The organism is Brevundimonas sp. FV1ye29L, assembly GCF_058681095.1.
In genome coordinates this window covers 533,591-557,336 of the sequence record NZ_CM178730.1, presented here as the reverse complement: position 1 = coordinate 557,336, position 23,746 = coordinate 533,591, and the positions used below count along the sequence as shown (strand labels likewise).

Here is a 23,746-nt window from a genome sequence, read left to right as displayed (position 1 = left end):
TGGCCTCCGTTGCGTCAAGCGACTATCGAGGGGTGTCGATGACGAAGGGGTGACCGGATGAGCCTTGATGCTGGCAGGTTGACGACCCGCGCCGCCGTCCTGCGCGCCATGGGCGCCGGCCATCCCTATGCCGACAGCCGGCCGCTCTCGATCGAGATCGTCGAACTGGCGCCTCCCGGCCCCGGCGAGGTTCTGGTCGCCATCAAGGCGGCGGGCCTGTGCCACTCCGACCTCAGCGTCATCAACGGTGACCGGCCCCGCCCCCTGCCCATGGCCCTGGGGCATGAGGCCGCAGGCGTGGTCGAGGCCCTGGGGGAGGGCGTCGCCGACCTCGCCATCGGCGACCACGTCGCGATGGTCTTCATGCCGTCGTGCGGCCATTGCAGCCCCTGCGCCGAGGGCCGGCCGGCCCTGTGCGAACCCGGCGCCGCCGCCAACGGCCGGGGCGAACTGCTGGGCGGCGGCCGCCGGATCTTCCGCGAGGGCGAGAGCCTGAACCACCACCTCGGCTGTTCGGCCTTCGCCGACCGCGCCGTCGTGTCGCGTCGCTCCCTGGTCAGGATCGATCCGGACCTCAGCTTCGGGGAGGCCGCCCTGTTCGGCTGCGCCGTCCTGACCGGCGTCGGCGCCGTGGTGAACACCGCACAGGTCCGCGCCGGCCAGTCGGTCGTCGTCGTCGGCCTGGGCGGCGTCGGTCTGGCCAGCGTCCTCGGCGCCCTGGCCAGCGGCGCCTCGCCGGTCATCGCCGTCGACCTGTCGGAGGACAAACTGGCCCTGGCCCGCTCGCTCGGCCCAGGACCTGGAGTGGTCCAGACCGTCAACGCCGCCGATCCTGACGCCGTCGATCAGGTCCGCGCCCTGACGAACGGCGGCGCCGACGTCGCGATCGAGATGGCCGGCTCGGTCCGCGCGCTGGAGGCCGCCTGGAAGATGACCCGTCGCGGCGGCCTGACCGTCACCGCCGGCCTGCCGCCCCCCGACGCCGCCCTGCCGGTCAATGTCGTGTCGCTGGTGGGCGAGGAGCGCACGCTGAAGGGCTCCTACATCGGGACCTGTGTGCCCAGCCGCGACATCCCCCGCTACGTCGCCCTCTACCGACAGGGCCGCCTGCCCGTGGACCGGCTGATGAGCGGAACCATCCCTCTGGAGGACATCAATACCGGCTTCGACCGCCTCCACGCCGGCGAGGTCGTCCGGCTGGTGGTGACGTTCTAGATCGTCCCTTCCCGTCATTCCAGGTCGGACCAGCCGAACCCGGAACCCACCACGACTCCCAAACTCCGTCATCCTCGGGCTTGACCCGAGGATCGGATGCCCCAGGTCCCATACGACGACGCGAGGCGATGACTGTGCGACCTCGTCACTGGACAAGACCCTGGATCGTCCGGCCCTCGGGTCAAGCCCGAGGGTGACGGTTGGGCGGTGACGGCGAAGAGCTACCTCAACGCAGGACGAACACCCCCCCGCCGTCCGCCTCCCCGCCGAAATCCCTGTCCGGCGCCGCGCCCACCTGTTCCAGCGCCCCGACCGGCAGGGTCTTCCGCCCCGGATCGCCGATCAATACCTCAAGCCCCGCGGCCCGGCATCGCTGCAGAAAGCCCAGCGTCCGCGCCGCCAGCGCCGCCTCATAGAACAGGTCTCCGGCCAGAACGACGTCGACCCCCTCCGGCGCCGGCCCGTCCAGCAGATCAATGGCGACGGCCTTCACCTCGACCCCGTTCAGGGCGGCGTTAAGCTCCACCGCTGCCGCCGCGCGCGGATCGACATCCACGGCCAGGACCGAAGCCGCCCCGGCCTTCATCGCCGCGATGGCGACCAAACCCGACCCCGAGCCCAGATCCAGCACCCTCCGCCCGGCGACGACCCCCGGCCGCTCCAGCAGATGCCGCGCCAGCGCCAGCCCCCCGCCCCAGACGAAGGCCCAGTAGGGCTCCGCCGCCGCCTCCCCGAACCGCCGTCCCAGCCCGCTGGACGGCCCCGCCAGATGCAGGCGAATTTCGGGGATGCCGGGCGCGGCCTGCGGCATCATCCGACCACGGATAAATGCGGTCAGATCGTCGGCTTCGTCTTCGTTCACACCGCCAGAACCAGATCGCCATAGGCCGCCATCGCGGCGTCATGGGTGACCAGATGCATCGGCTCGGTCACCGCCTGGGCGATCCGCAAGCGGTCGAAAGGATCGGTATGATGAGCCGGCAGGGTCTCGACCGCCAGGGTATGCGCCGCCGTAATCGCCAGTGAGCGGAAGTTCGAGGCCTCGAACCAGCCCTGGGCCTCAGCGGCCGAGACCGGCATGGCGTTCGGCCCGGTGCGTCCGAGCGCATATTTGATGGCGATCTCCCACAGGACCACAGCGCTGATAAAGACCTCAGCGTCATCGGCCGTGATCAGGTCACGGGCGCGGGACGTCAGACGCGCATCGTCCGTGATGGCCCACAGGGCGATGTGGGTGTCGAGCAGCAGCCTCACGAGGCGGAGAACAACAGGGCCGCCGCCTCGTCATCGGCGCCGGGATCCGCCGGCGCACTGAACCGGCCGCGCGCGACGCCGATCTTCGGGCGGGGCGCGGCGACCGGGGCCAGGCTGACCAGACGCGCCGCCGGCTTGCCGTTTCGGGCGATCAGGATTTCGGCCTCCGCGCCGCTCTCCACTGCCTCCACCAGTTGGGACAGGCGGGTCTTGGCGTCGAGCATGTTGACGGTGGTCATGTCGCCCACTCCGGTGTGCTGACCAAGGTTAGCTAAGGCGTCCCGGAAATCAAGGCCTCGACCTCGGCCCGCGTCGGCAGGGAGGGCTGGGCCCCCGCCCGCGACGCCGCCGCCGCCCCGGCTGCGCAGGCGAACTCCAGCGCCGCCTGCGGCTCCATCCCTTCCAGCAGGGCGACGACAATGGCCCCGACAAAGGCGTCCCCGGCTCCGGTGGCGTCGACCGCGACGACGGTCGGCGGCGTGGCCCAGGCCATCTTGACCCCGCGATGGTACATGACCGCGCCCCTCGCCCCCTCGGTCACCACGACACGGCCGCCGCCGTGGTGCAGCATCTCGCCATAGAAGGCCGCCTCGACCTCATTGACCACAATCAGGTCGGCGCGGCGCAGCAGGGCGTCCGACACCGGGGCGGCGGGGGCCAGGTTTATGCAGACGAAGCCCCGCGCCCGTCCCACCGCCGTCTCGACCGTCTCGATCGGCAGCTCCAGCTGAACGATCAGCGGCGCCTCGATCCGGGGCGGCAGGTGGCCGGGGGCGAGGCGGTGATTGGCCCCCGCCGCGACCACGATCTGGTTTTCGCCCGAGGGATCGACGGCGATCAGGGCCACCCCGGTCGGGGCCTCCTCGTCGGTCTCGACCCGCGAGGTATCGACGCCATGCTCGTCCAGCAGCGCCAAAGCCTCGTCGGCCATGCCGTCGTTGCCGACCCGGCCGGTCAGACAGACCCCGGCGCCCAGTTTCCGCGCCGCCAGGGCCTGGTTGGCGCCCTTGCCCCCCGGATAGCGCGCCAGGGTCGCTCCCGTCACCGTCTCGCCCGGCGCCGGCAGGGACGGGGCCGAGGCGACGAGGTCCAGATTGATCGAACCGACGACGGTGATGTTCACGCGGCCGCCGCCTTCAGCCGTTCAGCGATCAGGGCCATGACGGCCGGGCCGTCCGCCGTGATCGTCCAGCGATGCCGCGCCGTCTCGGGGTCGACGCGGAACTCCACCGCCGTATGGCCGCGCGTCAGGTCCGAGCCCGTCTCGACCTCGATCCGGCAGGGCCGGGTCCCGAACAGCTCGGGCCGCAACAGCCAGGCCACGGTGCAGGGATCATGCAGCGGCGCCGCCTCGCCCCCGACCACCTCCCGTTCGATCCGTTGCGAAAACCGCATCATCGCCGCCGTCGCCCGGGCCGCCTCGCTGTTGATCGCCTCGACCTCTGCGATCGCGGCCCCGGTCACCCGCACCTGATGGGTCGCGTCCAGCCCCAGGGCGATGACCTCGCAGCCCGAGCCGAACACCGCCGCCGCCGCGTCCGGGTCGGCCCAGATGTTGAACTCGGCGGAGGCGGTGATATTGCCGCCCTCGGACCGCGCCCCGCCCATGACGACGACCGGCCCCAGCCAGTCGGCCAGCCGTCGCTCGCGCCTCAGGGCCAGGGCCAGATTGGTCATCGGCCCCATCACGGCCACGGCCACCGATCCCTGCGGCCGGGCCATGACCAGATCGACGATGGCGTTGGCGGCCGGTCCGTCGCCGATGATGCCCCTCGGCTCGAACGGCGCCAGATCGCCCAGACCTTCCGCCCCGTGAAAATCAGACGCGTCCGACGGCGGGCGGACCAGCGGCCGCTCGGCCCCGCCGAACACCGGCACGTCCTCGCGCCCGGCGATCTGGCGCATCATCCGGGCGTTTCTCTGGGTCTTCGCCCCGGCGACATTGCCGCCCACCGTGGTCACCGCCAGCAGCTCCAGCTCCGGCGCGGCGAAGGCCAGCAACAAACCCACGGCGTCGTCCACCCCGGGGTCGCAATCGATGATGAGGGCCTGTTTGCGCATCAGGTCTTGGGTCATCGGGCCAGCTTTGAACCGCGCCGGGCCTGCGGGCAAGATGTTGCGAGACAGCGCCTCGCCGCCCCTTCCTGTCCGCGCCTTAACTTGCGTCCCGCCCCGGCTTCCCTATCGTGACGCCGCACATTCCCGGGGAAACCAACATGTTCCAGCGTCATCTCCTGACCGGCGTCGCCGCCTGCGCCCTGTTCGCCGCCGCCCCCGTGCTGGCGTCCGAAGCGACGGCCGCAGCCGCGCCCGCCCCGGCCGCTGCCCCGGCCGCCGCTCCCTCCCTCCTGCCGCATGAGACGTACCGGCTCCCCAACGGCCTGACGGTGATCTTCAACATCGACCGGTCCGATCCGGTCGTCGCCGTGGCCCTGACCGCGCATGTCGGCTCGGCGCGCGAGACGCCCGGCCGCACCGGCTTCGCCCATATGTTCGAACATCTGTTCTTCCTCGATTCCGAGAACCTCGGCCCGGGCGGTCTGGACCGGATGAGCGCGCGGATCGGCGGATCGGGCGCCAACGGCTTCACCTCCAACGACATCACCGTCTATCTCCAGACCGTCCCCAATGACGCCCTCGAGAAGATGATCTGGGCCGAGGCGGACAAGCTGGGCTATTTCATCAACACCGTCACCGACGCCGTCCTGACCAAGGAAAAGGAGGTCGTCAAAAACGAGAAACGCCAGTCCGTCGACAACGCCCCCTATGGCCAGACGGGGCCTGTGATCGCCGGGGCCCTCTATCCGGCGGACCACCCCTACAGCTGGTCGGTGATCGGCTCCATGGCCGACCTGAACGCCGCGACCCTGGACGATGTGAAGGCCTTCTACGGCCGCTGGTACACGCCCGACAACGCCAGCCTGATCATCTCCGGCGACTTCGACCCGGCCCAGGCCCGCGTCTGGATCGAGAAATATTTCGGCGAGATCGCCCGCGGCCCCGGCGTCCCGACCGAGCAGGCCCGTCCGGCCAGGCTGACGGAAACGAAACGGCTGCTGCACGAGGACAACTTCGCCCAGCTGCCCGAACTGACCCTGACCTGGCCGGGCGTCGAGCGGAACAACCCGGACGGCGCCGCCCTCGACGTGTTGATGGCGGTCCTGACCGACGGCAAGGAGGCGCCGCTCAACGCGGTCCTGATCGACGAGAAAAAACTGACCTCCGAGGTCGGCGCCCGGTCCGGCAATGACCTGCTGGCCGGCGAGATCCAGATCTCGGTCCGCGCCTTCGACGGCGTTGATCTGGACGCCGTCCAGACCGCCCTCGACGAAGGGTTCAAACGCTTCGAGGCCGAGGGCGTCAGCCCCGGGGTCCTGGCCCGCATCAAGACCTCGGCCGAGGCCGGCTTCTATGGCGCCATCGAGAGCGTGCTGGGCAAGACCCAGACCCTGGCCTTCTACGACCGGGCGGGCGGCTCCATCGACGCCGACCTCGCCCGGCTTCGCGCCGTCACGGCCGATGACGTGATGCGCGTCTACCGCCAGTACGTGGCGGGCCGGCCCCATATCGCCACCTCCTTCACGCCGAAAGGCCAGCCGGAACTGGCGCTGGAAGGGTCGACGGTCGCCGATGTCGTGGAAGAGCCCATCGTCGCCGGCGCCGAGCCCGCCGTGAACCAGCGCGCCGACGACAAACCCTATACCCGCACCGCCTCCAGCTTCGACCGCACGGTCGAGCCCCCGGCCGGTCCCGCACCCATGGTCGCGCCGCCGACGATCTGGACCGCCGCCCTGCCCGACGGGATGCAGGTCTCGGGCGTCGTCAACACCGAGCTGCCTCTGGCCACCTTCCAGCTGTCCATCGAGGGCGGACGGCTGTTCGACGATCCGAACAAGCCCGGCGCGGCGGCCCTGCTGGCCCGGATGTTCGACCGGGGCACGGCGACGAAGACCCCCGCCGAGCTGGAGAACGCCTTCAAGGCCCTGGGCGCCTCCGTCTCGGTCTCGGCCGGCGACGAACGGTTCGTCATCTCGGGCCGGACCCTGGACCGCAACCTGGCCCCCACCCTCGCCCTGGTCGAGGAGATGCTGCTGCATCCCCGCTGGGACGCGGCCGAACTCGAACTGGCCCGCGCCGCCACACTCTCCGACATCCAGGACCAGACGTCCCAGCCCACGGCCATCGCAGCCCTGCTCTTCGACCGGATCGCGTACGGCCCCGACCACATCCTGTCACGCAATGCCCTGGGCACGGAGGCCTCGGTCGCGGCCCTGACCATGGACGACCTCAAGGCCTTCCAGACCGCCAACCTCGCCCCCGGCCTGGCCCATTTCCGTATCGTCTCGCCATCGGACCAGACGGCGGTGACGGCGGCCCTGTCCAGCCTCGGCCGGAACTGGACGGCCCGCGCCGCGGTGGTCCCGACCTGGCCCACGCCCGCCGCCCCGACCGCGTCAAAGGTCTATTTCCATGACGTGCCCGGCGCCAAACAGTCGGTCATCGTCTTCGGCGGCCCGGCCCTGCGCCGCACCGATCCGGACTTCTATCCGGCCAGTGTGATGAACTACCGCCTCGGCGGCGGCGGCTTCGCCTCGCGCCTGACCCAGCAGCTGCGCGAGGGTCAGGGCTATACCTATGGCGTCCGTTCCGGCTTCTCGGGCGACGAGCGGTTCGGCGACTTCACCCTGTCCAGCTCGGTCCGCTCGAACGTCACGCTGGAGGCCTCGACCCTGGCCCGCGACATCATGAGGGACTATGGCGCGACCTTCACGGCCGGGGATCTCGACGTCACCCGCAGCGCCATGAGCAAGAGCCGCGCCCGGTCGTTCGAAACCGCCGGCGCCAAGCTGGGCGTCCTCGCCAACATCGGCGAACTGGGCCTGCCCGCCGACTATCTGACGCGCGAGGCGGCCGTCATCGACACCATGACCGTGGACCAGATCAAGGCCCTCGCCGACCGCTACATCGACACCGACGCCATGATCTATGTCGTGGTCGGCGACGCGGCGACGCAAGGAGAACGGCTCAAGGCCCTCGGCTACGGCGAGCCGGTGAGGGTCAACGGGGGGACGGGGCAGTAAACGCCCCCAGAAAAATCCGTCACCCTCGGGCTTGACCCGAGGGCCGGACGTTGGACCTGAAGACAGAGGACGCGCCTCGCGATGAGGCCCCGTTCCTGTCGCCGATGCGCGAATGATCCGACCCTCGGGTCAAGCCCGAGGGTGACGGCCGTTAGAGACACGCCTCCACGCACGCCCGCGCCAGCACCTCGGCCGAGTCCGCGAAGGCCACACTGACATCCCCCGCCGCCAGCAACAGCGGAACCTCGGTGCATCCGGCGATCACCGCCTCCACCCCGCGCGCGACCAGAGCGGCCGCCAGCCCGGCCATGGCGGCCCGCGCCTCCGCCCCGGTCGCCCCCGCCTTCACCCCCTGGATCAAGGCCAGCAGCCGCGCCCGGTCCCCGCCCTCGGGCAGGACCACGGCCGCCCCCGCCGCCTCCAGCGCCGCGCGATACAGGGCCTCCCCGCCCGGCGTCGCCAGCACGCCCACGGTGCGCGCGCCGCCCTGCAGCGCGACCTTCGTCGTCTCGGCGATCATGTCCACGAAGGGCAGTCCCACGGCCCGGATGCCGGCGGCCGTCGCATGGGCGGTGTTGCACGGCATGGCCAGGACCTCCGCGCCCATGGATTTCAGCTGCTCGGCCATCCGGCCCAGCTCCGCCGTCGCCGCCTCCGGCTCGGCCATCCGGTCCGGCACGCGCGGATTCAGGTCCATCAGCACCCGGATGTGGTCCGCGTCCCGCCCCGCCGGCGTCGCCGCCTGCAGCTTCATCAGAAAGTCCGTCGTCGCCGCCGGCCCCATCCCGCCCAGAACACCCAGAAATTTCATGATCCGTGACCTCTGACACGCGTGGTGGATGCTGAACCCGTCTTGTAAGGCGAAGCTTGCCCGCTCAACATCCCCGCATGACGAGGCCGCCTCGAAGGACATTAACTGCGACGCCCGCCATGCGGAATGCCGCCGCCGATCGACCGCCGCCGCAACCCGCAGCGAGGCCGAAGTCGAACCTGACACGCGACACGAGGACGGGCGAGGTTTACTGGTGCGACTTTAGCCCGATGAACTGGACCCCGGAATTCGACTACCAGCATCTGGTTGTGATCGTGAGGGGCGGCAAGATCGCCAACGACATTCACGTCGTCTTGCCGCTCACAAAGTCGGACAACTCTGAAAATCCTCATGGCTACAGGTTGCTACATAATCCGAACCCCGGTTCCGCAGACGTGTCCTGGGCGGTTTGCAATCAGGTCTATTCCGTCGCGTCAGAGCGACTGCAGCCTTTGCGAGACGCCAAGGGCAATCGTCTGACCGCAGAAAAACTACATCGTGACGATCTTCGCGAAATCAGCCTCCGCAGGCGCAGAGCCCTGGGTACATTTCTCGGCTTGGGTATCGAGACGCCGAAGACTGAAACTTGAAACCACGGGACGCTGGATGTATATATGTCTCACGGTTTCGGCCGTTGGACCGCGCGCGGTCCCCGCCCCGCAAGGGGCTAAAAGCAATAGCCAATTCGCTCGCCGGATTGGCTATTGTTCTTTTTGAACTCTCCCTCGACTTCGCCTCGCCTCAGGCCGCGCGTTTGCCGTGCGTGGCCTCGCGGCGAGCGAACACTCGCGTGACCTCTTCCATATTCTCCGTCCCCCAGGCGCAAAGCGGCACGAGGGCCCGGGCCAGGCTGATCCCCAGCGGCGTCAGGCTGTAGTCGACCCGCGGCGGAATCTCCCTGTAGTCGGTCCGCTTCACCAGACCGTCGGCCTCCAGCTCCTTGAGCTGCTGGATCAGCATCTTGTCGCTGACGTCGCGGATCGCGCGGCGCAGTTCGCCATAGCGGGTCGGCCCGTCCTGGGCGAGGAAGTAGAGGATCAGCGGCTTCCACTTGCCCGCGATGACCCGCAGCGTTGCATCCAGCCCGCAGGTGAAACCCGGCAGGGTCGGGGTGCAGGTCTCGGTCGGGGCCTCGACGGACTGCGACGGGGAATTGGGCGCATCGGACATCGGATCTGAACTTTCCTTGGCACTTACCAAAAGGTGCATACTTGTCCTTAGGTAGGCGGCTCGCCAGCTCGGTGCAACTCAATGAGAGGAGCACATCATGAGCAGACTACAGGGTAAAACGGCCGTCATCACCGGCGGCGGCACCGGCATCGGCCTGGGCGCCGCCCGGCGGTTCGTCGAGGAGGGGGCGGTGGTCTATCTGTTCGGCCGTCGACAGGCCCAGCTTGACGCCGCCGTGGCCGAACTGGGCGCCGACGCCCGGGCCATCGCGGGATCGATCACCAACCCCGCCGACCTGGACCGCCTCTATGCCACGGTGAAGGCCGAACGCGGCGGGCTCGACATCCTGTTCGCCAATGCGGGGACCGGGGGCTTCGCGCCGCTCGGCGAGATCACGCCGGAGCACTACGACCAGACCTTCGACATCAATGTGAAGGGCACGGTCTTCACGGTGCAGAAGGCCCTGCCCCTGATGTCCGATGGCGGCTCGATCATCCTGACCGGGTCCAGCACCGGCGTCATGGGCACCCCGGCCTTCAGCATCTACAGCGCCACCAAGGCGGCGATCCGCAATCTGGCGCGCAGCTGGGCTTTGGACCTCAAGGGGACCGGCATCCGCGTCAATGTCCTGTCGCCGGGGCCCACCACGACCGAACTGGCGCAGGAGGTTCTCGGCGACGAGGGGCTGGCGGCCATGGGCGCCTCGACGGTGCTGGGCCGGATGGGCCACCCGTCCGAGATCGGCGCCGTCGCCGCCTTCCTGGCCTCGTCGGACAGCAGCTTCATGACCGGGGGCGAGGTCTTCGTCGACGGCGGCCTGGCCCAGGTCTGAAGCCCGGCGGGGGCTCCGGCGACGACCGGAGCCCCTTGCCCGCCCCCGCCCCGGGGAGACGCCGTCACAAGGGCGGCCTCGCGGAGAGGCCAGCCCGATTCATTACTCAAATTTCATTGCTATTCGAGATTGCAGCGTCTGTCGCGGGCGATAGGGTTCCCCCCGGGACATCGGGGGCGGGGTCATGACAACATCGAATATGGCGCGCACGCCGGGCGGCGAGCGCATGTTTCCAGGGCTTGCCATCGCCATGGCCGTGGTTGTCGTGGCCGGGTTTTCGCTCCAGCTGGCGACGGGGCGCTCCAGCTTCAACGCGCCGCTGCTGGTCCATGCCCACGCCGTCGTCTTCATGGGCTGGCTGGCGATCTTTCTCGCCCAGAATCTGCTGATCGCCACGGGTCAGGTGCGCTGGCACCGGCCGCTGGGGTGGCTGGCGACCGTCTGGCTGGCGCCCATGCTGGTGCTGGGCTGGCTGGTCACCGAGGCCATGGTGCGTCAGGGCCACGTCCCCTTCTTCTTCAGGCCCCTTCAGTTTCTGATCTTCGATCCCCTGTCGCTCGTCACCTTTGTCGGGCTGACGATTGCGGCGATCACGCTTCGCCGGTCGACGGACTGGCACCGGCGTCTGCACTATTCCGCCATGGCCATCCTGATGGGGCCGGGCGTCGGCCGGCTGCTGCCCATGCCGCTGCTGACCCCATGGGCGTGGGAAGCGACCGCCGTCGTCACCCTGCTGTTTCCCGTCATCGGCATGATCGTCGATCTGAGGAAAAGCGGCCGGATCCACCCGGCCTGGGTCTGGGGTCTGGGGGTCCAGGCGGCCATGATCGTCGCGATCGAGGTCCTCACCTTCTCGCCGCTGGGAACCGCCTTCTATGACGCGGTCGTGGCCGGCTCGCCCGGCGCCGCCGTCGCCCCGCTGGACTTCCCGCCGCCGCCCGGTCCTCCGCCCCCGGCCGTCTAGGCCAGCATCGCGTCCAGTTCGCCCTGATAGCCGGACAGCCCCTGGGCCCCGCCGGTGTGCAGGAAGACCACGGTCTCCCCCTCGAACCGACCGGCCTTCGCCAGGGCGATCAGCCCCTTCATCGCCTTGCCCGTATAGACGGGGTCCAGCACCAGTCCGTCGGTCCGCGCGGCCAGCACCAGGGCGTCGACCACCGCCTGATCGATCAGTCCGTAGCCGGCTCCCACATAGTCGCAGTCGGCTGTGACCATCGCCTCCGTCACCGCATCGGGCCGGCCCAGCAGGGCGGCGGTCTCGCGGGCCAGCTTCAGGACATTGGCCTCCTGCCGGTCCTTCGGCGCCCGCACCCCGATGCCCAGCACCGGAATGTCGGCGCCCATGACCGCCAGACCGGCCACCAGCCCCGCATGGGTGCCGGCGCTGCCGGTCGCTGTCACGATCCGGTCGATCGGCAGGTCCAGCTCATCGGCCTGGACCACGATCTCGCGGGCGCAGTCGACATAGCCCAGGGCCCCCACGGGGTTGGAGCCGCCGCCGGGAATGACATAGGGCCGCCCGCCGCGCGCCCGCACGGCGTCCGCCGTCGCCTCCAGCTCGGCGGCCATGTCCGACCCGCCCGGAACGGTGCGGATCGTCGCCCCGAACAGCCGGTCCAGCAGGACATTGCCGTTGCGGGTATAGTCGACCGCCGTCGACCCGGTGCGCGCCTCAAGGATGATCTCGCACCCCAGCCCGTGGGCCGCCGCAGCCGCTGCCGTCTGGCGCACATGGTTGGACTGCACCGCCCCCTGGGTCACCAGGGTATCGGCCCCCTGTTCCATCGCCTCGCCCAGCAGGAACTCCAGCTTGCGCGTCTTGTTGCCCCCGCCGGCCAGCCCCGTGCAGTCGTCCCGCTTGATCCAGATCTCCACCCCCAAGGCCTCGCTGAGCCGGGGCGCCGGCTCCAGCGGCGTCGGCAGATGGGCGAGGCGCACACGGGGGAAACGGGCGAGATGCATGGTTTGGGGCCTTTCGGTTCAGACCCGGACCCTAGGTCGTCCCCGCGTCAATGCGAAGACCGCGTCAGTGCATTGAGCCGCCGACGCAATCGTCATAGGGTGTCTCTGTTCTCCCGGGGGCGGCGCCTGAGCCGCTGAGATAGGCGTAAGCGCCTGACCGGCCGAACCTGATCCGGGTCATGCCGGCGAAGGGATGAGTACGCTTCGGGACCACGCCACAGTCCCGTCGTCATCCCCGCGAAAGCGGGGACGCCCCGAGCCGGCGCGACCCTCTGCAAGCACAGAGGCCGCCATGAACGTTCACGTCACCCCCGCCGAGCCACCCCACGAGCCCAACGTCGAGCTCGCGCTGAAGGACGCCCGCGATCAGGTGATGAAGGAGACCGGGACCATCCCGACCGGCGAACGCGCCGGGTCGCGCAAGGTCTATGTCGCCGGCGAACTCTACCCCGACATCCGCGTCCCCTTCCGCGAGGTCGCCGTCCATCCGTCGGCCAATGAGCCGCCGGTGACCATCTATGACTCCTCCGGCCCCTACACCGACCCGACCGTCGCCATCGACATCAAGAAGGGCCTGCCCCTGGTCAAGTCCAGCTGGCAGCTGGATCGCGGCGACATAGCCCCCGTCCTGAACCCGCGCGAGGTCAAGCCGGAAGACAACGGCCACGCCTCCGGCCGCCACCTCGCCCCCCGCTTCGACACCTCGCACCACCGCGTGTTCAAGGGCGTCGAGGGCCGCCCCGTGACCCAGTACGAATACGCCCGGGCCGGGATCATCACGCCGGAGATGGAATATGTGGCGATCCGGGAGAACCTGCGCCGCGAGGGTGTGGGGGATGGGGTGTGGGGTGTGGCCGGTGGCCAGCACGTCACCCTGGCCGACGGCTCGACCGTCCCGCTCCCCCACACCCCACACCCCACACCCCACACCCCCGCGCGAGACGGCGAATCCTTCGGCGCCGCCATCCCCGACTTCGTCACGCCCGAGTTCGTGCGTCAGGAGATCGCCCGCGGCCGCGCCATCATCCCGCACAACATCAACCACCCCGAGGTCGAGCCGATGATCATCGGCCGCAACTTCCTGGTGAAGATCAACGCCAACATCGGCAACTCGGCCGTCCTGTCGTCCGTCGACGACGAGGTCGACAAACTGGTCTGGGCCACCCGCTGGGGGGCCGACAACGTCATGGACCTGTCGACGGGCCGCAACATCCACAACATCCGCGACTGGATCATCCGCAACTCCAGCGTCCCCATCGGCACCGTGCCCATCTATCAGGCGCTGGAGAAGGTGAACGGGATCGCCGAGGACCTGACCTGGGAGGTGTTCCGCGACACCCTGATCGAACAGGCCGAACAGGGCGTCGACTATTTCACCATCCACGCCGGCGTCCGCCTGCCCTTCGTGCCCATGACGGCCAAACGCGTCACCGGCATCGTCTCACGCGGCGGCTCCATCATGGCCAAATGGTGCCTCAGCCATCACCGCGAGAGCTTCCTCTACGAGCATTTCGAGGACATCTGCGACATCATGCGGGCCTATGATGTGTCGTTCAGCCTCGGCGACGGCCTGCGCCCCGGCTCCATCGCCGACGCCAATGACGAGGCCCAGTTCGCCGAGCTGCGCACGTTGGGGGAGCTCACCAAAATCGCCTGGGCCAGGGGCTGCCAGGTCATGATCGAGGGCCCCGGCCATGTGCCGATGCACAAGATCAAGGCCAATATGGATGAGCAGCTGAAACACTGCCACGAGGCGCCCTTCTATACGCTGGGGCCACTGACCACCGACATCGCCCCCGGCTATGACCACATCACCAGCGCCATCGGGGCGGCCATGATCGGCTGGTTCGGCACGGCCATGCTCTGCTACGTCACGCCCAAGGAGCATCTGGGCCTGCCCGACCGTCAGGACGTCAAGGACGGCGTCATCACCTACAAGATCGCCGCCCACGCCGCCGACCTGGCCAAGGGCCACCCCGCCGCCCGGCTACACGACGACGCCCTGTCCCGCGCCCGGTTCGAGTTCCGCTGGGAGGACCAGTTCAACCTCGGCCTCGACCCCGAAACCGCCCGCAAATACCACGACGCCACCCTGCCGAAAGAGGCCCACAAGACCGCCCACTTCTGCTCCATGTGCGGCCCGAAATTCTGCAGCATGAAGATCAGCCAGGACATCCGCCGGGATGCGGCCGCGCAGAACGACGCGGGGGCGAGTTTGGCGGAGGCGGAGGCCGGGATGGCGGAGATGAGCGCGAAGTTCCGGGCGGGGGGCGGGGCCATCGAGGTGAAGGTCTGAAAGTGCGGGTGATCGGTACTATCCCGATCACCCGCCGGCAAAATCAGTTGACGGATTTCACCTCACCTCCAGTCTCGCGAATGGCTTCTGAGACGAGAGATCGAACAGTATTTAAGAAGACTGCGGCCTTCGGCGGCATCGATGGACCCGGGATCGGTGCCGCATCTCTGAAGGTGGCGTCGATCAATTCAGCACGCTCAAATGTCGAGCCGCGCCCCCGGAAATCATAGGCCCGCTGCCATTGCGGCTGCTGGTCGTCCATTATGCGCTCTCGGGCAAGATCATGCAGGGCAGTGAATACACCCTGCCTAACGGACGCGAGAGCTTCTTGCGCTTCTTCCTCGTCCACGGGGTCTCTGGTCCAAGAGGTCGGGCTGTCCAAAAACCTAGAAACCTGTGTTTGAAGTTCTCGGATGAGGTCCGCCACAGGCGCAAGACTATTGTAGTGGTCTTGACCGATGATAATACGCCGGTTCAGCGCCTTGATCCTCGTCCAGTGCTCCTTCGACACACCGGCCCTTACGGCCAAGCCCAGACGCGTTGACCATCGATCGTGGAACTTGTTCGTCGCTGCCTGAACGGCAAAATCCAAGCCGATCAGGTTGTAAATCGGCGAAACGCTTGGCGCAGGTGCTGGTTTGATCGCGTCAGCGCACCGCTGGATTAGGCGATCTAGTTCGCGGATTACTCCTTGAGGCAGCTTGCTGCTCTTCAATTGCAAGCCACCAAGCATATAGGAGTCGGCGTCGAGGGCTTTGACTAGTGAGTTTGCAACCGCTCCGCCCACAACTTCACGCAGGGACATTACGCCGTTGCGGACAGACGCCAGCACATGCTCCTTCTTGGCCGACGGTGTTGGCAAGTTATCACCTTTGACTTGGTCAAAATGGGTGAAGACGACTGCCAATTTTCCGTAGTGACCGCTGGTGCCGACAGCGGAAAGCACGGCTAAAGGAGAAGCCTGAACCGGTTGTTCGGCGTTGTCCACGAGCAGGATCAAATCTGCCTCGGCAAACCGGCGAGTGATCTGCGTCGTAACGCTCGCCGAACTGTCTGGTGTGTGACCGAGTCCCTGCCCGTCAAGCAGAACGAGAGCGGGTCGGCTAGAATCAAAAGTCGGGTAAAGCGGGCCTTTGACTCTCACACCATCTACGAGCGGAGTGAGCAGCCGCCCAAACGACGGCGCATAGTTGCTGGAAAACCAGCGAACTTGCTCAATGAATTCGGCACGATCGGAGGTCGTGAATGTCCACGTTTCTGGCCAGCCCGACTTGCGGCGTTCGAACGATCCCGCTGTTACCAAATCCATTCGTGACTGAATGTCATCAGTTACATCATGTATTAGCTCGGAAAACGATACATTTTGATACAGTTCCGATTCAAGAAGATCTAAGAACGAGTCGCGGTCGTCTGGCGACGCCTTGTCGTAATCAATGTCCAAGGTCGTCATAAGATTAATAGCCGTTTGGGCGACAAGGGCTCGAATGCGGCTCACATATCGCTCCAGCCGCTCTTGATTTCCCTGCACTTCCGAAGACGGAACCGCATCCGGGTCTTCGATTTTGACATCATCGGATTCGACATCGCCGCCGAAATCCCAGTCATCCTCGGAAACGTCGCCCTGCTTCGCCCCCTTTCTCCACGACCCAAGCGTGTAGCCAAGCCGGAAGCGCTGGTCAGGATGGTTTAGAAAGCGATCAGCGACCCGTTCGTCCGTCGCCTTGTCGAGCACAGCAGTGGTGGCGTTGATAACGCATTCTTCAATGGCGACCCGCGTTTCCGCTTCTGAGAAGAATGTCACAACGGCTTCGTAGTCGCCTTCAGCCAGGATCAGTTCAGTCTCGGCGATCGTAGTCTTGGCGGTCGAGGTAGAAGGAAAACGATCCTCCTCGGGGTCGGAACCGATCAGGTGGCGAACAAGCGAGGTTTTTCCTGCACCGGTCGTTCCAACGAACAATACTTTCGAATACCCTTCCGCTTTGCCCGGCAAGGCAATGATGCTTTCTCGAATGGCCCGGTTGTCAATACTTGCAGGCTCAATATCGTCATAAAATGCATCGACTACTCGGGCGTCGAATCGCTTCGAAGCTTCGACGCGTCGGGCTGGGGTCCACCACTGATCGTCAGCGAGAATTTCGTTCATCTGCTGGACAAGGACATCTGCCTCTTCGGATGAGGTGGTATTCAACCCACGTCGCATCTTCAGCCCTGGCTTTTTGCGGGCGTCGCGGCGCATGGGGTGGCGAAAGCTGATGCTCCACCCAGGTCGACCCTGAGCTTGAGAGCGTGAAGCGAGATAGACGGCCATGGGAAGAGCTCCTTGTTGTTCCGCGTTGTACCAATGCGTCCAGCGGGAGCGAATGTCAACCCGTCTGGAACAACGTGGAACAACATCATGTTTCAGACGCATTTGTCGTGGTGGTCGCGGTGCAGGCAGATTGCGTGATGCCCACCCTCGTCCTCCTCACCGGGCCGAACGGGGCCGGAGAGCCCCCTTCAACCACCGCTTCCTGCCTCACCGTGCCGAGGCGTTCCGGTTCGTGACCCCGGACAACGCGCCGCGCAAGGCGGCCTGACCCGTCTCCTCCCTGTCGCGCAGCGATGGGGAGGTGGATGCGAGCGCTTGCGAGCAGACGGAGGGGTTCTTCACGCCCCACCGACCCTGCCCGCTTCAAGACCCCCTCCGTCACGACGCGAAGCCGCGCCGCGCCACCTCCCCATTCGCTACGCGAACAGGGAGGAGAAGGATCAGCCCCCCGGCCATCCCCCGCAACGCCTCCTCAAACACCCCCGCCGGCTGCCCCGCCCGGGATCCGTCCCGTCCCCTCCACCACCCCGGCGGGCACGCTGTTGATGCCGGGCGAGACCCACAGGGCCTCCGCCGCCTTCCGCTCCCCTCTCCCGGCGGGTGGAGGGTGTATCTGTCCCTCCTCTTTCGTCATCCTCCGGCAAGCCGCGCCTTCGCGGCGCAGACCGGGGGACCCGGCGGCCTGCGCGAGCAGGACCCTGTCGCGCACGCGGCGCTTCCAACATCCTGCCTGAACAGATCGCCTTCGGCGCCTCCCCCGGTCCGATCTTCGATCGGCCGGAGGATGACGATGGGTCCCCCGGTCTCCCCCCGCCTTCGCGGGGGTCGCCGGAGGATGACGAAAGAAGATGGACCGTGATCTCGCTCAAGGGCGCGCGCCAACACAACGTTTGACCGATTAGAATACAGCCGTAAGCTGCCCCCATGCCCACCTTCGTCCTCCTCGCCGGACCGAACGGAGCCGGGAAGACCACCTTCATCAACGACTTCCTCCGGCAGCGGGCGGAGGCGTTCCGGTTCGTGAACCCGGACGAGGTGGCGCGTGGGCTGCCGCCCGGGCCACAGCGGGATCTGGTGGCCGGGCGGCTGGTGATCCAACGGCTTGATGAGCTGTTCGCCGACCGGGTCGATGTGGTGCTGGAGACAACGCTCGCCACCCGTTCCCACGCCGTGCGCATCCGCCGATGGAAGGCTGCGGGCTATCGCGTCGAACTGATCTATCTGCGCGTGCCCTCGGCCGACTTTTCCGTCGCGCGCGTGGCCCGGCGCGTCGAGCGCGGCGGCCATGGCATACCGGAAGACACTCTGCGGCGGCGCTTCCTGCTCAGCCTCGAATACCTGGAGACCGTCTACAAACCGATCGTCGATAGCTGGGAGGTCTTCGCGAGTAGCGACGAGGGCCTGTCTCTGCTAGAAAGGAGCTCGTCATGAACCGCATCTTCGACACCGAAACCGTCCTGAAGGCCGGGCGCGCCGCCGCCCATACGGCCCAGCACGGCACGCGCGAAGAGAAGTCCGGCAAGTTCCTGCCGCCCCCCGGCTGGAAGGGTCGCCTGATCACCGGCGCCCCCGGCGAACTCGACGACCTGAAGCCGAAGTCCCCGCGCAAGCCGAAGGCGGCGTAAGACAGCACCGGCCCCCGTCATCCCGGAAGCCGCAACGCGGCTATCCCGGATGGGCGCCCGAAACTTTTTCCCATCCCCCGAAAACACGCCCTCCGCCCGCGATTTCAACCACTTGCGGAGGGCCCGGAGCGGCTGAACCCGCCTCAGGATCGGGCGGGCGCACACTCGCGCCATGACCGGATCCGATACGCCCGCCTTTCGCCCTGCCCGTCTCATCGCCCCGCCCGAGGTCTGGGCGGCGGTGCGCGAGGACTATCTGGCCGGGGTTCCGGCGACCGAATGCTGTCGCCGCCACGGCGTCGGCCTGACCACCCTGCGCAAACGGGCCGGGCTGGAGCGCTGGCGACGGGTCGACCAGCCGTGGACGCCGCCCGACCGGCTGGATCCCTGGGACGAGGGGGTGGAGCTGGAGGACCGGGTCGACGGCGATCTGGACCGGGTCGAGATCGGCGCCCTGGCCTGGGTGGCCCACCGGCGGATGATGCGGGCCGTGCTGCGCGGCGACGCCGCCGAGGCGCTGCGCTGGCGTCGCGTGCGTCTGGCCATGGATGAGGAGGAGGCCGAGATGGCCCGATGGCTGGAACGCGACGAGGCCCGCGCCTTCCAGCGGGGCGACCCCGCCGACGCCCCGCACCCCGACGATGCGACCGATGCGACCGATGCGACCGGCTGAGACGGTGTTTTCGCCGTCCCTAGCGGACGGCGGCGATCTTTCTCAGGGCGTCCTCGAACACGGCCGCCGGCTGGCCGCCCGAGATCAGATATTTGCCCTCGATCACCACGGCGGGGACGGAGGCGACGCCGCGCTGGCGCCACAGGGCCTCCTCGGCCCGGACGGCGTCCGTATAGCGGCCCGAGGCCAGGACCTCGGCCGCCCCGGCCCGGTCCAGGCCGGCGGCCTGGGCGGCGGCGGTCAGGACGCCGGCGTCGGTCAGGTTGCGGTTGTCGGTGAAATGGGCGGTGAACAGGGCCTGTTTCAGCGCCTTCTGGGCCCCGGCCGAGACCGTGCCGGCCCAGTGCAGCAGCCGGTGGGCGTCAAAGGTGTTCCAGATCCGGCTGTCTTCGGTCATCCGCATGTCGAAGCCGACCTCGGCCGCCCGTTCGGTGATCATGGCCCGGTTGGCCTTCGACTGTTCGGGGGTGGAGCCGTATTTGCGGCCGATATGGTCGACGATGTTCTCGCCCTCGACCGCCATCTGCGGGTTCAGCTCGAACGGCTGGAAGGCGATCTCGGCGGCGATCCCCTCGGCCTTCAGGGTTTCCAGCGCCGTCTCCAGCCCGCCCAGGCCGACGGCGCACCAGGGGCAGACCACATCGGAGACGAAGTCGATCTTCAGGGTCGTCAGGGGCTGCAGGGTCTGCGGTGTCTCGGCGGGCGCGGTCATGGCGGGTTCCGGCAAGGGGAGCGGGATGGGTTGCATATGGGCCCGCCGGGCGGCGGCGCCAGTGCGGATGCGACAGCGGACGCGGGCGTCTGCCAGAACGCTGTTGCGCCAGCCGTCCGCCCCGGCCTAGGGTGGCGGGGCGGGCGTGGGGCCCGCCTCGGGTGGGGGGCTGATCGTGTTCATCGACCGTCGCCGGCGCTGGATCGGCCTGATCGCCGCAGCCCTGTTTTCCGTGATGGCCTGGAGCTCGCTCGTGGCCCTGGGCGCCGCCCTGATCGTCTGAACCGATCCTTAACGACCCGGGCGCACCCTCGGGTCCAGGAGGGCTGCATCGCCCGGAGGCTCGCGACCGATGTCGACCATCATGACCAACTCCACCCGCCGCTCGCGCGATCATTTCGAGCCGCAGGACACCGATCCGCACGAACAGCGCCGTCTGCGCGGCCAGCTGGAGCAGATCGACTACACCGCCTTCATCTCCAACCGCGAGATCATCGGCCCGGCCCTGGCCCAGGTCGACGCCAGCACCTTTCAGCGACTGGCCGTGGCCGTGGCGACGGCCCGCACCCGCTGGGTCGCCGAGGCGCTGCGGCTGTCGGAATCGGGCTCGCCGGCCACCCCGGACCAGATCGCCCGCCTGACCACGGCCCGCACCGCCTATGAGGAGCTGGCCGAGGCCTATGAGGCGCTGCGCCGCATGGTCGAGCGCAACTATCTGACCCTGGGCTGAGGCCCCCGGCCGGGCGCCCGGCTCAGTCGGGGTCCAGCGGCTGGGGCCGGGTCGAGATCGGGGCGTCCGGATCGCTGGACGACGGCCGCGCGGCGGTCGGCGCCGGACCTGACGGCGGAACCGTGACGACCGGCGGCGACGCCGGGGCGGGGGCGGAGGCTGTGGGCGCGCTCTGGACCGGGGCGCTTTGAACGGGGGCGCTCTCGACGGGGGCCGTCGTCAGGGGCGCCGTTCGGATCGCCGGCGTCGCGGGCCTCGCCCCGGGTCGCGAGGCCGGGGCGGGGGCGGGAGCCGGGGTCTGGGTCGGGGAAGGCGCAGGCGTCGCACCGGGCGGGGTCGCACCGGGCGGGGTCGCCGGACCGGAACGGGCGTCCGGCGCCGGCTCTGAAGCGGGGTCCGCGACCGGCGCCGCAACCTGTGCGGGGGCGGCCGGGGTGGGGAGACGGTCCGTCTCCAGCCCGGGCCGCAGCGCCAGCCACAGGACGAAGGCGACGGCCAGCAGCAAGACGCCGCCGGCGATGATCCAGCGCCCGCCGGGGCCCCGCCGCGCCGCCGCCTGCGGGGCCGGTTCGGGGGGCGGCCCGGGGGCCGGAGCCGGGGCGGGTTCGGGCGTCGGGGCGAGGGCCGGGCGCGGCGGCGCCGTCGGGGTCTGCAATGGGACCCCGGTCGGGATCGGGGTCGGGCGGGCGGTCGGCGCGGGGCTCGAGACCGGGTTCGGGACAGGCGCGGGCGTCGCCCCGGGCCTCAGCTGCGGGATCAGCGACCCGCTCAGGATGCTCCCGCCGATCGGGCGCGATCCCGGCAGGGGGGCGGACATCGGCCGGGGGACCGGTCGGGGCGTCGGCGCAGGCGCCGGTACAGGCCTCGGCCCCGGCCGGACCGCGCCGGCGGTCGGCAGGGGGCCGACGCGGAACACGGTCGGCGGCGGACGCCCCCACTGGATCGGCGCCCGCCCGACCGACGGCCTTTGCGCGACGGCCGCCGGTGCGGGAGCAGGGGCCGGTACGGGGGTCGGAGCGGGGGTCGCGTCCAAAGCGGCCGGTTCGTCCGCCACAGGCTTCGGCTTCGGCGCGGCCCGACGGCGGGCCTTCGCCGGCGTCTGCGCCTCCTCGGGTCCGGAAGCCGTAGCGGCGTCCGCCCGGGGGTCTGGGTCTGCAGGTTTTCGCGCCACTGGGGCTCCGTGAATTTGGGTCGGGGTCCGGGATCGGGGTCACGCCTGCCTGGGCGAGGGACGCCACACTAGCCGGGCCTCAGCCTTCCTCGCCAGTGGGTCGCTTTGATGGCGGCGTGTCGCCTCAGCTCTTCAGCCGGTAGCCGGTCCTGAAGATCCAGCTCACCAGCAGCATGCAGACGCCGAGGAATCCGAGGGTGGCCAGGACACTGATCCCCACCCCGACATCGCCCGCGCCATAGAAGGTCCATCGGAAACCGGAGATCAGATAGACGACAGGGTTGAACAGGCTGATCGTGCGCCACACCCCGGGCAGCATGTCGATCGAATAGAAGGCCCCGCCGAGGAAGGTCAGCGGCGTCACGATCAGCATCGGGATGGCCTGAAGTTGCTCGAACCCGTCGGCCCAGACGCCGATGACGAAGCCGAACAGGCTGAAGGTCGTGGCGATCAGCACCAGAAACAGCAGCATCCAGACCGGATGCAGCACCTGCAACGGCGTGAACAGGGCGGCCGTCGCCAGGATGATCAGGGCCAGCACCACTGACTTGGTCGCCGCCGCCCCGACATAGGCGATCACGATCTCCAGCGGCGACACGGGCGCCGACAGGATCTCGTATATCGTGCCCGTGAACTTGGGGAAATAGATGCCGAAGGAGGCGTTGAAGATCGACTGGGTGAACAGGCTGAGCATGATCAGGCCGGGCACGATGAAGGCGCCGTACTGTACGCCGTCAACCTCGGTCATGCGGCTGCCGATGGCCGAGCCGAAGACCACGAAATACAGGGCCGTGGTGATCACCGGCGTGACCACGCTCTGCCACAGGGTGCGCAGGGCGCGCGCCATCTCGAAACGATAGATGGCCCAGACGCCGCGAGGATTGAAGGTCATCAGGCGGCGTCCCCGTCTTGCGTCTTGTCGCGATGCACCAGGCTGACGAAGATGTCCTCCAGCGAGCTCTGGCGGGTGTTCAGATCCTTGAAGCCGATACCCTGCTGTTCCAGCCGCCGGATCAGGGACGGCACCCCGGTGTCCTCGGCATTGGCGTCGAAGACATATTCCAGCTCGTGTCCCTCGCCCTTCAACCCGACCTTCCAATCCGCCAGTTCGTCGGGGACGCGGGTCATGACCTCGGTCAAATTCAGGGTCAGGGTCTTCTTGCCCAGCTTCTTCATCAGGGCCGCCGTGCGCTCGACCAGGATCAGTTCCCCGCCCAGGATCACCCCCACCCGGTCGGCCATCTCCTCGGCCTCCTCGATATAGTGGGTGGTCAGGATGATGGTGACGCCCCGATCCCGCAGCCGTCGCACAAGTTCCCACATATCGCGCCGCAGCTCGACGTCGACCCCGGCGGTGGGCTCGTCAAGGAACAGGATGTCGGGCTCATGGCTCAGGGCCTTGGCGATCATGACACGCCGTTTCATCCCGCCCGACAGGGTGCGCAGCTTGGCGTCCTTCTTGTCCCACAGGCTGAGATCACGCAGCAGCTGTTCGATGAAGGCCGCGTCAGGCGCCTTTCCGAACAGGCCCCGGCTGAAGGTGACCGTGGCCCAGACGCTTTCGAAGGCGTCGGTGGTCAGTTCCTGCGGCACCAAACCAATACTCTTCCGCGCCGATCGATAGTCGGTCTGGATGTCATGACCGTCGGCGGTGATCTTGCCGGTTGTGGGCGTGACGATGCCGCAGACGATGGAGATCAGCGTCGTCTTGCCCGCCCCGTTGGGGCCCAGCAGGGCGAAGATCTCGCCCTTCTCGATGGTCAGGTCCACGCGCTTCAGCGCCTGATGGCCGGACTTGTAGGTCTTGGTCAGACCCTCAATGGCGATCGCCGTCGTCATTTCCGCATGCTCTCCCCGTCCCCGGGGCAGGCCCGCGCCTGCGCAATATGGCCCGCCGGAGGCCACG

Annotated in this window: 23 protein-coding genes and 1 riboswitch; of the genes, 10 read left to right on the top strand and 13 right to left on the bottom strand. The window is 68.3% G+C overall.

Annotation, left to right across the window (positions count from 1 at the left end; all coding sequences use genetic code 11):
• Positions 1 to 57: 57 nt before the first annotated feature.
• Positions 58 to 1,215 carry a zinc-dependent alcohol dehydrogenase family protein gene (locus ACW17W_RS02800; RefSeq protein ID WP_492079151.1) on the top strand — a complete coding sequence of 386 codons (1,158 nt, stop codon included), beginning with the start codon at positions 58 to 60 and terminating at the stop codon, positions 1,213 to 1,215.
• Positions 1,216 to 1,441: 226 nt separating this feature from the next.
• Here the strand turns inward: ACW17W_RS02800 and ACW17W_RS02795 are convergent, their stop codons facing one another.
• From ACW17W_RS02795 to ACW17W_RS02775, 5 genes are read right to left on the bottom strand one after another with little or no spacing between them, the layout of a single operon-like run.
• Positions 1,442 to 2,077, bottom strand: a complete 636-nt coding sequence (locus tag ACW17W_RS02795; RefSeq protein WP_492079149.1) for a class I SAM-dependent methyltransferase — start codon at positions 2,075 to 2,077, stop codon at positions 1,442 to 1,444.
• Positions 2,074 to 2,469, bottom strand: a complete 396-nt coding sequence (locus tag ACW17W_RS02790; RefSeq protein WP_492079147.1) for a type II toxin-antitoxin system VapC family toxin — start codon at positions 2,467 to 2,469, stop codon at positions 2,074 to 2,076. Before ACW17W_RS02790 ends, ACW17W_RS02795 begins: the two co-directional genes overlap by 4 nt.
• Complete coding sequence (locus ACW17W_RS02785; protein ID WP_492079145.1) at positions 2,466 to 2,708, bottom strand: type II toxin-antitoxin system Phd/YefM family antitoxin; 243 nt, start codon at positions 2,706 to 2,708, stop codon at positions 2,466 to 2,468. The genes ACW17W_RS02790 and ACW17W_RS02785 overlap by 4 nt, the downstream gene beginning before the upstream one ends.
• Before the next feature lie 32 nt (positions 2,709 to 2,740).
• A complete protein-coding gene (locus tag ACW17W_RS02780) occupies positions 2,741 to 3,592 on the bottom strand; it encodes a ribokinase (protein ID WP_492079143.1) in 852 nt (283 codons plus the stop codon).
• Complete coding sequence (locus tag ACW17W_RS02775) at positions 3,589 to 4,545, bottom strand: nucleoside hydrolase (RefSeq protein ID WP_492079142.1); 957 nt, start codon at positions 4,543 to 4,545, stop codon at positions 3,589 to 3,591. Before ACW17W_RS02775 ends, ACW17W_RS02780 begins: the two co-directional genes overlap by 4 nt.
• A 140-nt stretch (positions 4,546 to 4,685) precedes the next feature.
• On the opposite strand from ACW17W_RS02775, the gene ACW17W_RS02770 reads away from it, so the two are divergent.
• On the top strand, positions 4,686 to 7,550 hold the full coding sequence (locus ACW17W_RS02770) for a M16 family metallopeptidase (protein WP_492079140.1): 2,865 nt from the start codon (positions 4,686 to 4,688) through the stop codon (positions 7,548 to 7,550).
• A gap of 151 nt (positions 7,551 to 7,701) precedes the next feature.
• On the opposite strand, the gene cuyB is transcribed toward ACW17W_RS02770, so the two are convergent.
• A complete protein-coding gene (gene cuyB / locus ACW17W_RS02765) occupies positions 7,702 to 8,361 on the bottom strand; it encodes a cysteate racemase (RefSeq protein WP_492079138.1) in 660 nt (219 codons plus the stop codon).
• Positions 8,362 to 8,480: 119 nt separating this feature from the next.
• Here cuyB and ACW17W_RS02760 point away from each other — a divergent pair, with 119 nt between their 5' ends.
• Positions 8,481 to 8,951, top strand: coding sequence for a type II toxin-antitoxin system PemK/MazF family toxin (locus ACW17W_RS02760; RefSeq protein WP_492079136.1), 471 nt, complete (start codon positions 8,481 to 8,483; stop codon positions 8,949 to 8,951).
• A gap of 151 nt (positions 8,952 to 9,102) precedes the next feature.
• Here ACW17W_RS02760 and ACW17W_RS02755 read toward each other — a convergent pair whose 3' ends face one another.
• Positions 9,103 to 9,531, bottom strand: coding sequence for a winged helix-turn-helix transcriptional regulator (locus tag ACW17W_RS02755; protein WP_492079134.1), 429 nt, complete (start codon positions 9,529 to 9,531; stop codon positions 9,103 to 9,105).
• 97 nt (positions 9,532 to 9,628) lie between these two features.
• On the opposite strand from ACW17W_RS02755, the gene ACW17W_RS02750 reads away from it, so the two are divergent.
• Together ACW17W_RS02750 and ACW17W_RS02745 are read left to right on the top strand one after the other, a co-directional pair.
• Positions 9,629 to 10,363, top strand: a complete 735-nt coding sequence (locus tag ACW17W_RS02750) for an SDR family NAD(P)-dependent oxidoreductase (RefSeq protein ID WP_492079132.1) — start codon at positions 9,629 to 9,631, stop codon at positions 10,361 to 10,363.
• 184 nt (positions 10,364 to 10,547) lie between these two features.
• Positions 10,548 to 11,327, top strand: coding sequence for a hypothetical protein (locus tag ACW17W_RS02745; protein ID WP_492079130.1), 780 nt, complete (start codon positions 10,548 to 10,550; stop codon positions 11,325 to 11,327).
• Here the strand turns inward: ACW17W_RS02745 and cuyA are convergent.
• Positions 11,324 to 12,325: a D-cysteate sulfo-lyase gene (gene cuyA, locus ACW17W_RS02740; protein WP_492079129.1), complete on the bottom strand. Its 1,002-nt coding sequence runs from the start codon at positions 12,323 to 12,325 to the stop codon at positions 11,324 to 11,326. The two genes, ACW17W_RS02745 and cuyA, sit on opposite strands and share 4 nt — an antisense overlap.
• Before the next feature lie 103 nt (positions 12,326 to 12,428).
• A riboswitch (TPP riboswitch) is annotated at positions 12,429 to 12,537 on the top strand.
• An 80-nt stretch (positions 12,538 to 12,617) separates the two neighbouring features.
• Between cuyA and thiC the strand changes: the two genes are divergently transcribed.
• Complete coding sequence (gene thiC, locus ACW17W_RS02735; protein WP_492079127.1) at positions 12,618 to 14,621, top strand: phosphomethylpyrimidine synthase ThiC; 2,004 nt, start codon at positions 12,618 to 12,620, stop codon at positions 14,619 to 14,621.
• Between the two features lie 43 nt (positions 14,622 to 14,664).
• Here thiC and ACW17W_RS02730 read toward each other — a convergent pair whose 3' ends face one another.
• Positions 14,665 to 16,929, bottom strand: a complete 2,265-nt coding sequence (locus ACW17W_RS02730; RefSeq protein ID WP_492079125.1) for a Rab family GTPase — start codon at positions 16,927 to 16,929, stop codon at positions 14,665 to 14,667.
• 924 nt (positions 16,930 to 17,853) lie between these two features.
• On the opposite strand from ACW17W_RS02730, the gene ACW17W_RS02725 reads away from it, so the two are divergent.
• The 3 genes from ACW17W_RS02725 to ACW17W_RS02715 all read left to right on the top strand — a co-directional run bounded on the left by ACW17W_RS02725 (position 17,854) and on the right by ACW17W_RS02715 (position 19,227).
• Positions 17,854 to 18,360: an ATPase gene (locus ACW17W_RS02725; protein ID WP_492079123.1), complete on the top strand. Its 507-nt coding sequence runs from the start codon at positions 17,854 to 17,856 to the stop codon at positions 18,358 to 18,360.
• The gene (locus tag ACW17W_RS02720; protein ID WP_492079121.1) at positions 18,357 to 18,554 is read left to right on the top strand and encodes a hypothetical protein; all 198 of its coding nucleotides are present in this window, start codon (positions 18,357 to 18,359) and stop codon (positions 18,552 to 18,554) included. Before ACW17W_RS02725 ends, ACW17W_RS02720 begins: the two co-directional genes overlap by 4 nt.
• Positions 18,555 to 18,726: 172 nt before the next feature.
• Positions 18,727 to 19,227, top strand: a complete 501-nt coding sequence (locus ACW17W_RS02715) for a hypothetical protein (protein WP_492079119.1) — start codon at positions 18,727 to 18,729, stop codon at positions 19,225 to 19,227.
• Positions 19,228 to 19,246: 19 nt separating this feature from the next.
• Here the strand turns inward: ACW17W_RS02715 and ACW17W_RS02710 are convergent, their stop codons facing one another.
• Positions 19,247 to 19,939 carry a DsbA family oxidoreductase gene (locus ACW17W_RS02710; RefSeq protein ID WP_492079117.1) on the bottom strand — a complete coding sequence of 231 codons (693 nt, stop codon included), beginning with the start codon at positions 19,937 to 19,939 and terminating at the stop codon, positions 19,247 to 19,249.
• Positions 19,940 to 20,291: 352 nt separating this feature from the next.
• Between ACW17W_RS02710 and ACW17W_RS02705 the strand changes: the two genes are divergently transcribed.
• Positions 20,292 to 20,669 (top strand): hypothetical protein, encoded by a 378-nt coding sequence (locus ACW17W_RS02705; protein ID WP_492079115.1) that lies wholly within the window; start codon positions 20,292 to 20,294, stop codon positions 20,667 to 20,669.
• A 22-nt stretch (positions 20,670 to 20,691) separates the two neighbouring features.
• Here ACW17W_RS02705 and ACW17W_RS02700 read toward each other — a convergent pair whose 3' ends face one another.
• The 3 genes from ACW17W_RS02700 to ACW17W_RS02690 form a co-directional block, all read right to left on the bottom strand.
• Complete coding sequence (locus ACW17W_RS02700) at positions 20,692 to 21,486, bottom strand: hypothetical protein (RefSeq protein ID WP_492079111.1); 795 nt, start codon at positions 21,484 to 21,486, stop codon at positions 20,692 to 20,694.
• A gap of 478 nt (positions 21,487 to 21,964) precedes the next feature.
• Positions 21,965 to 22,732 carry an ABC transporter permease gene (locus ACW17W_RS02695; RefSeq protein ID WP_492079109.1) on the bottom strand — a complete coding sequence of 256 codons (768 nt, stop codon included), beginning with the start codon at positions 22,730 to 22,732 and terminating at the stop codon, positions 21,965 to 21,967.
• Complete coding sequence (locus tag ACW17W_RS02690; RefSeq protein WP_492079106.1) at positions 22,732 to 23,679, bottom strand: ABC transporter ATP-binding protein; 948 nt, start codon at positions 23,677 to 23,679, stop codon at positions 22,732 to 22,734. The genes ACW17W_RS02695 and ACW17W_RS02690 overlap by 1 nt, the downstream gene beginning before the upstream one ends.
• Between the last annotated feature and the right edge of the window lie 67 nt (positions 23,680 to 23,746).

Bases quoted from the DNA above. Each gene is read 5' to 3' on its own strand.
- ACW17W_RS02800 (WP_492079151.1), top strand. From the start codon at position 58: ATGAGCCTTGATGCTGGCAGGTTGACGACCCGCGCCGCCGTCCTGCGC.
- ACW17W_RS02785 (WP_492079145.1), bottom strand. From the start codon at position 2,708: ATGACCACCGTCAACATGCTCGACGCCAAGACCCGCCTGTCCCAACTG.
- ACW17W_RS02775 (WP_492079142.1), bottom strand. From the start codon at position 4,545: ATGACCCAAGACCTGATGCGCAAACAGGCCCTCATCATCGATTGCGAC.
- ACW17W_RS02770 (WP_492079140.1), top strand. From the start codon at position 4,686: ATGTTCCAGCGTCATCTCCTGACCGGCGTCGCCGCCTGCGCCCTGTTC.
- cuyB (WP_492079138.1), bottom strand. From the start codon at position 8,361: ATGAAATTTCTGGGTGTTCTGGGCGGGATGGGGCCGGCGGCGACGACG.
- ACW17W_RS02760 (WP_492079136.1), top strand. From the start codon at position 8,481: ATGCGGAATGCCGCCGCCGATCGACCGCCGCCGCAACCCGCAGCGAGG.
- ACW17W_RS02755 (WP_492079134.1), bottom strand. From the start codon at position 9,531: ATGTCCGATGCGCCCAATTCCCCGTCGCAGTCCGTCGAGGCCCCGACC.
- ACW17W_RS02750 (WP_492079132.1), top strand. From the start codon at position 9,629: ATGAGCAGACTACAGGGTAAAACGGCCGTCATCACCGGCGGCGGCACC.
- ACW17W_RS02745 (WP_492079130.1), top strand. From the start codon at position 10,548: ATGACAACATCGAATATGGCGCGCACGCCGGGCGGCGAGCGCATGTTT.
- cuyA (WP_492079129.1), bottom strand. From the start codon at position 12,325: ATGCATCTCGCCCGTTTCCCCCGTGTGCGCCTCGCCCATCTGCCGACG.
- thiC (WP_492079127.1), top strand. From the start codon at position 12,618: ATGAACGTTCACGTCACCCCCGCCGAGCCACCCCACGAGCCCAACGTC.
- ACW17W_RS02730 (WP_492079125.1), bottom strand. From the start codon at position 16,929: ATGGCCGTCTATCTCGCTTCACGCTCTCAAGCTCAGGGTCGACCTGGG.
- ACW17W_RS02725 (WP_492079123.1), top strand. From the start codon at position 17,854: ATGCCCACCTTCGTCCTCCTCGCCGGACCGAACGGAGCCGGGAAGACC.
- ACW17W_RS02720 (WP_492079121.1), top strand. From the start codon at position 18,357: ATGAACCGCATCTTCGACACCGAAACCGTCCTGAAGGCCGGGCGCGCC.
- ACW17W_RS02715 (WP_492079119.1), top strand. From the start codon at position 18,727: ATGACCGGATCCGATACGCCCGCCTTTCGCCCTGCCCGTCTCATCGCC.
- ACW17W_RS02710 (WP_492079117.1), bottom strand. From the start codon at position 19,939: ATGACCGCGCCCGCCGAGACACCGCAGACCCTGCAGCCCCTGACGACC.
- ACW17W_RS02705 (WP_492079115.1), top strand. From the start codon at position 20,292: ATGTCGACCATCATGACCAACTCCACCCGCCGCTCGCGCGATCATTTC.
- ACW17W_RS02700 (WP_492079111.1), bottom strand. From the start codon at position 21,486: ATGTCCGCCCCCCTGCCGGGATCGCGCCCGATCGGCGGGAGCATCCTG.
- ACW17W_RS02695 (WP_492079109.1), bottom strand. From the start codon at position 22,732: ATGACCTTCAATCCTCGCGGCGTCTGGGCCATCTATCGTTTCGAGATG.
- ACW17W_RS02690 (WP_492079106.1), bottom strand. From the start codon at position 23,679: ATGACGACGGCGATCGCCATTGAGGGTCTGACCAAGACCTACAAGTCC.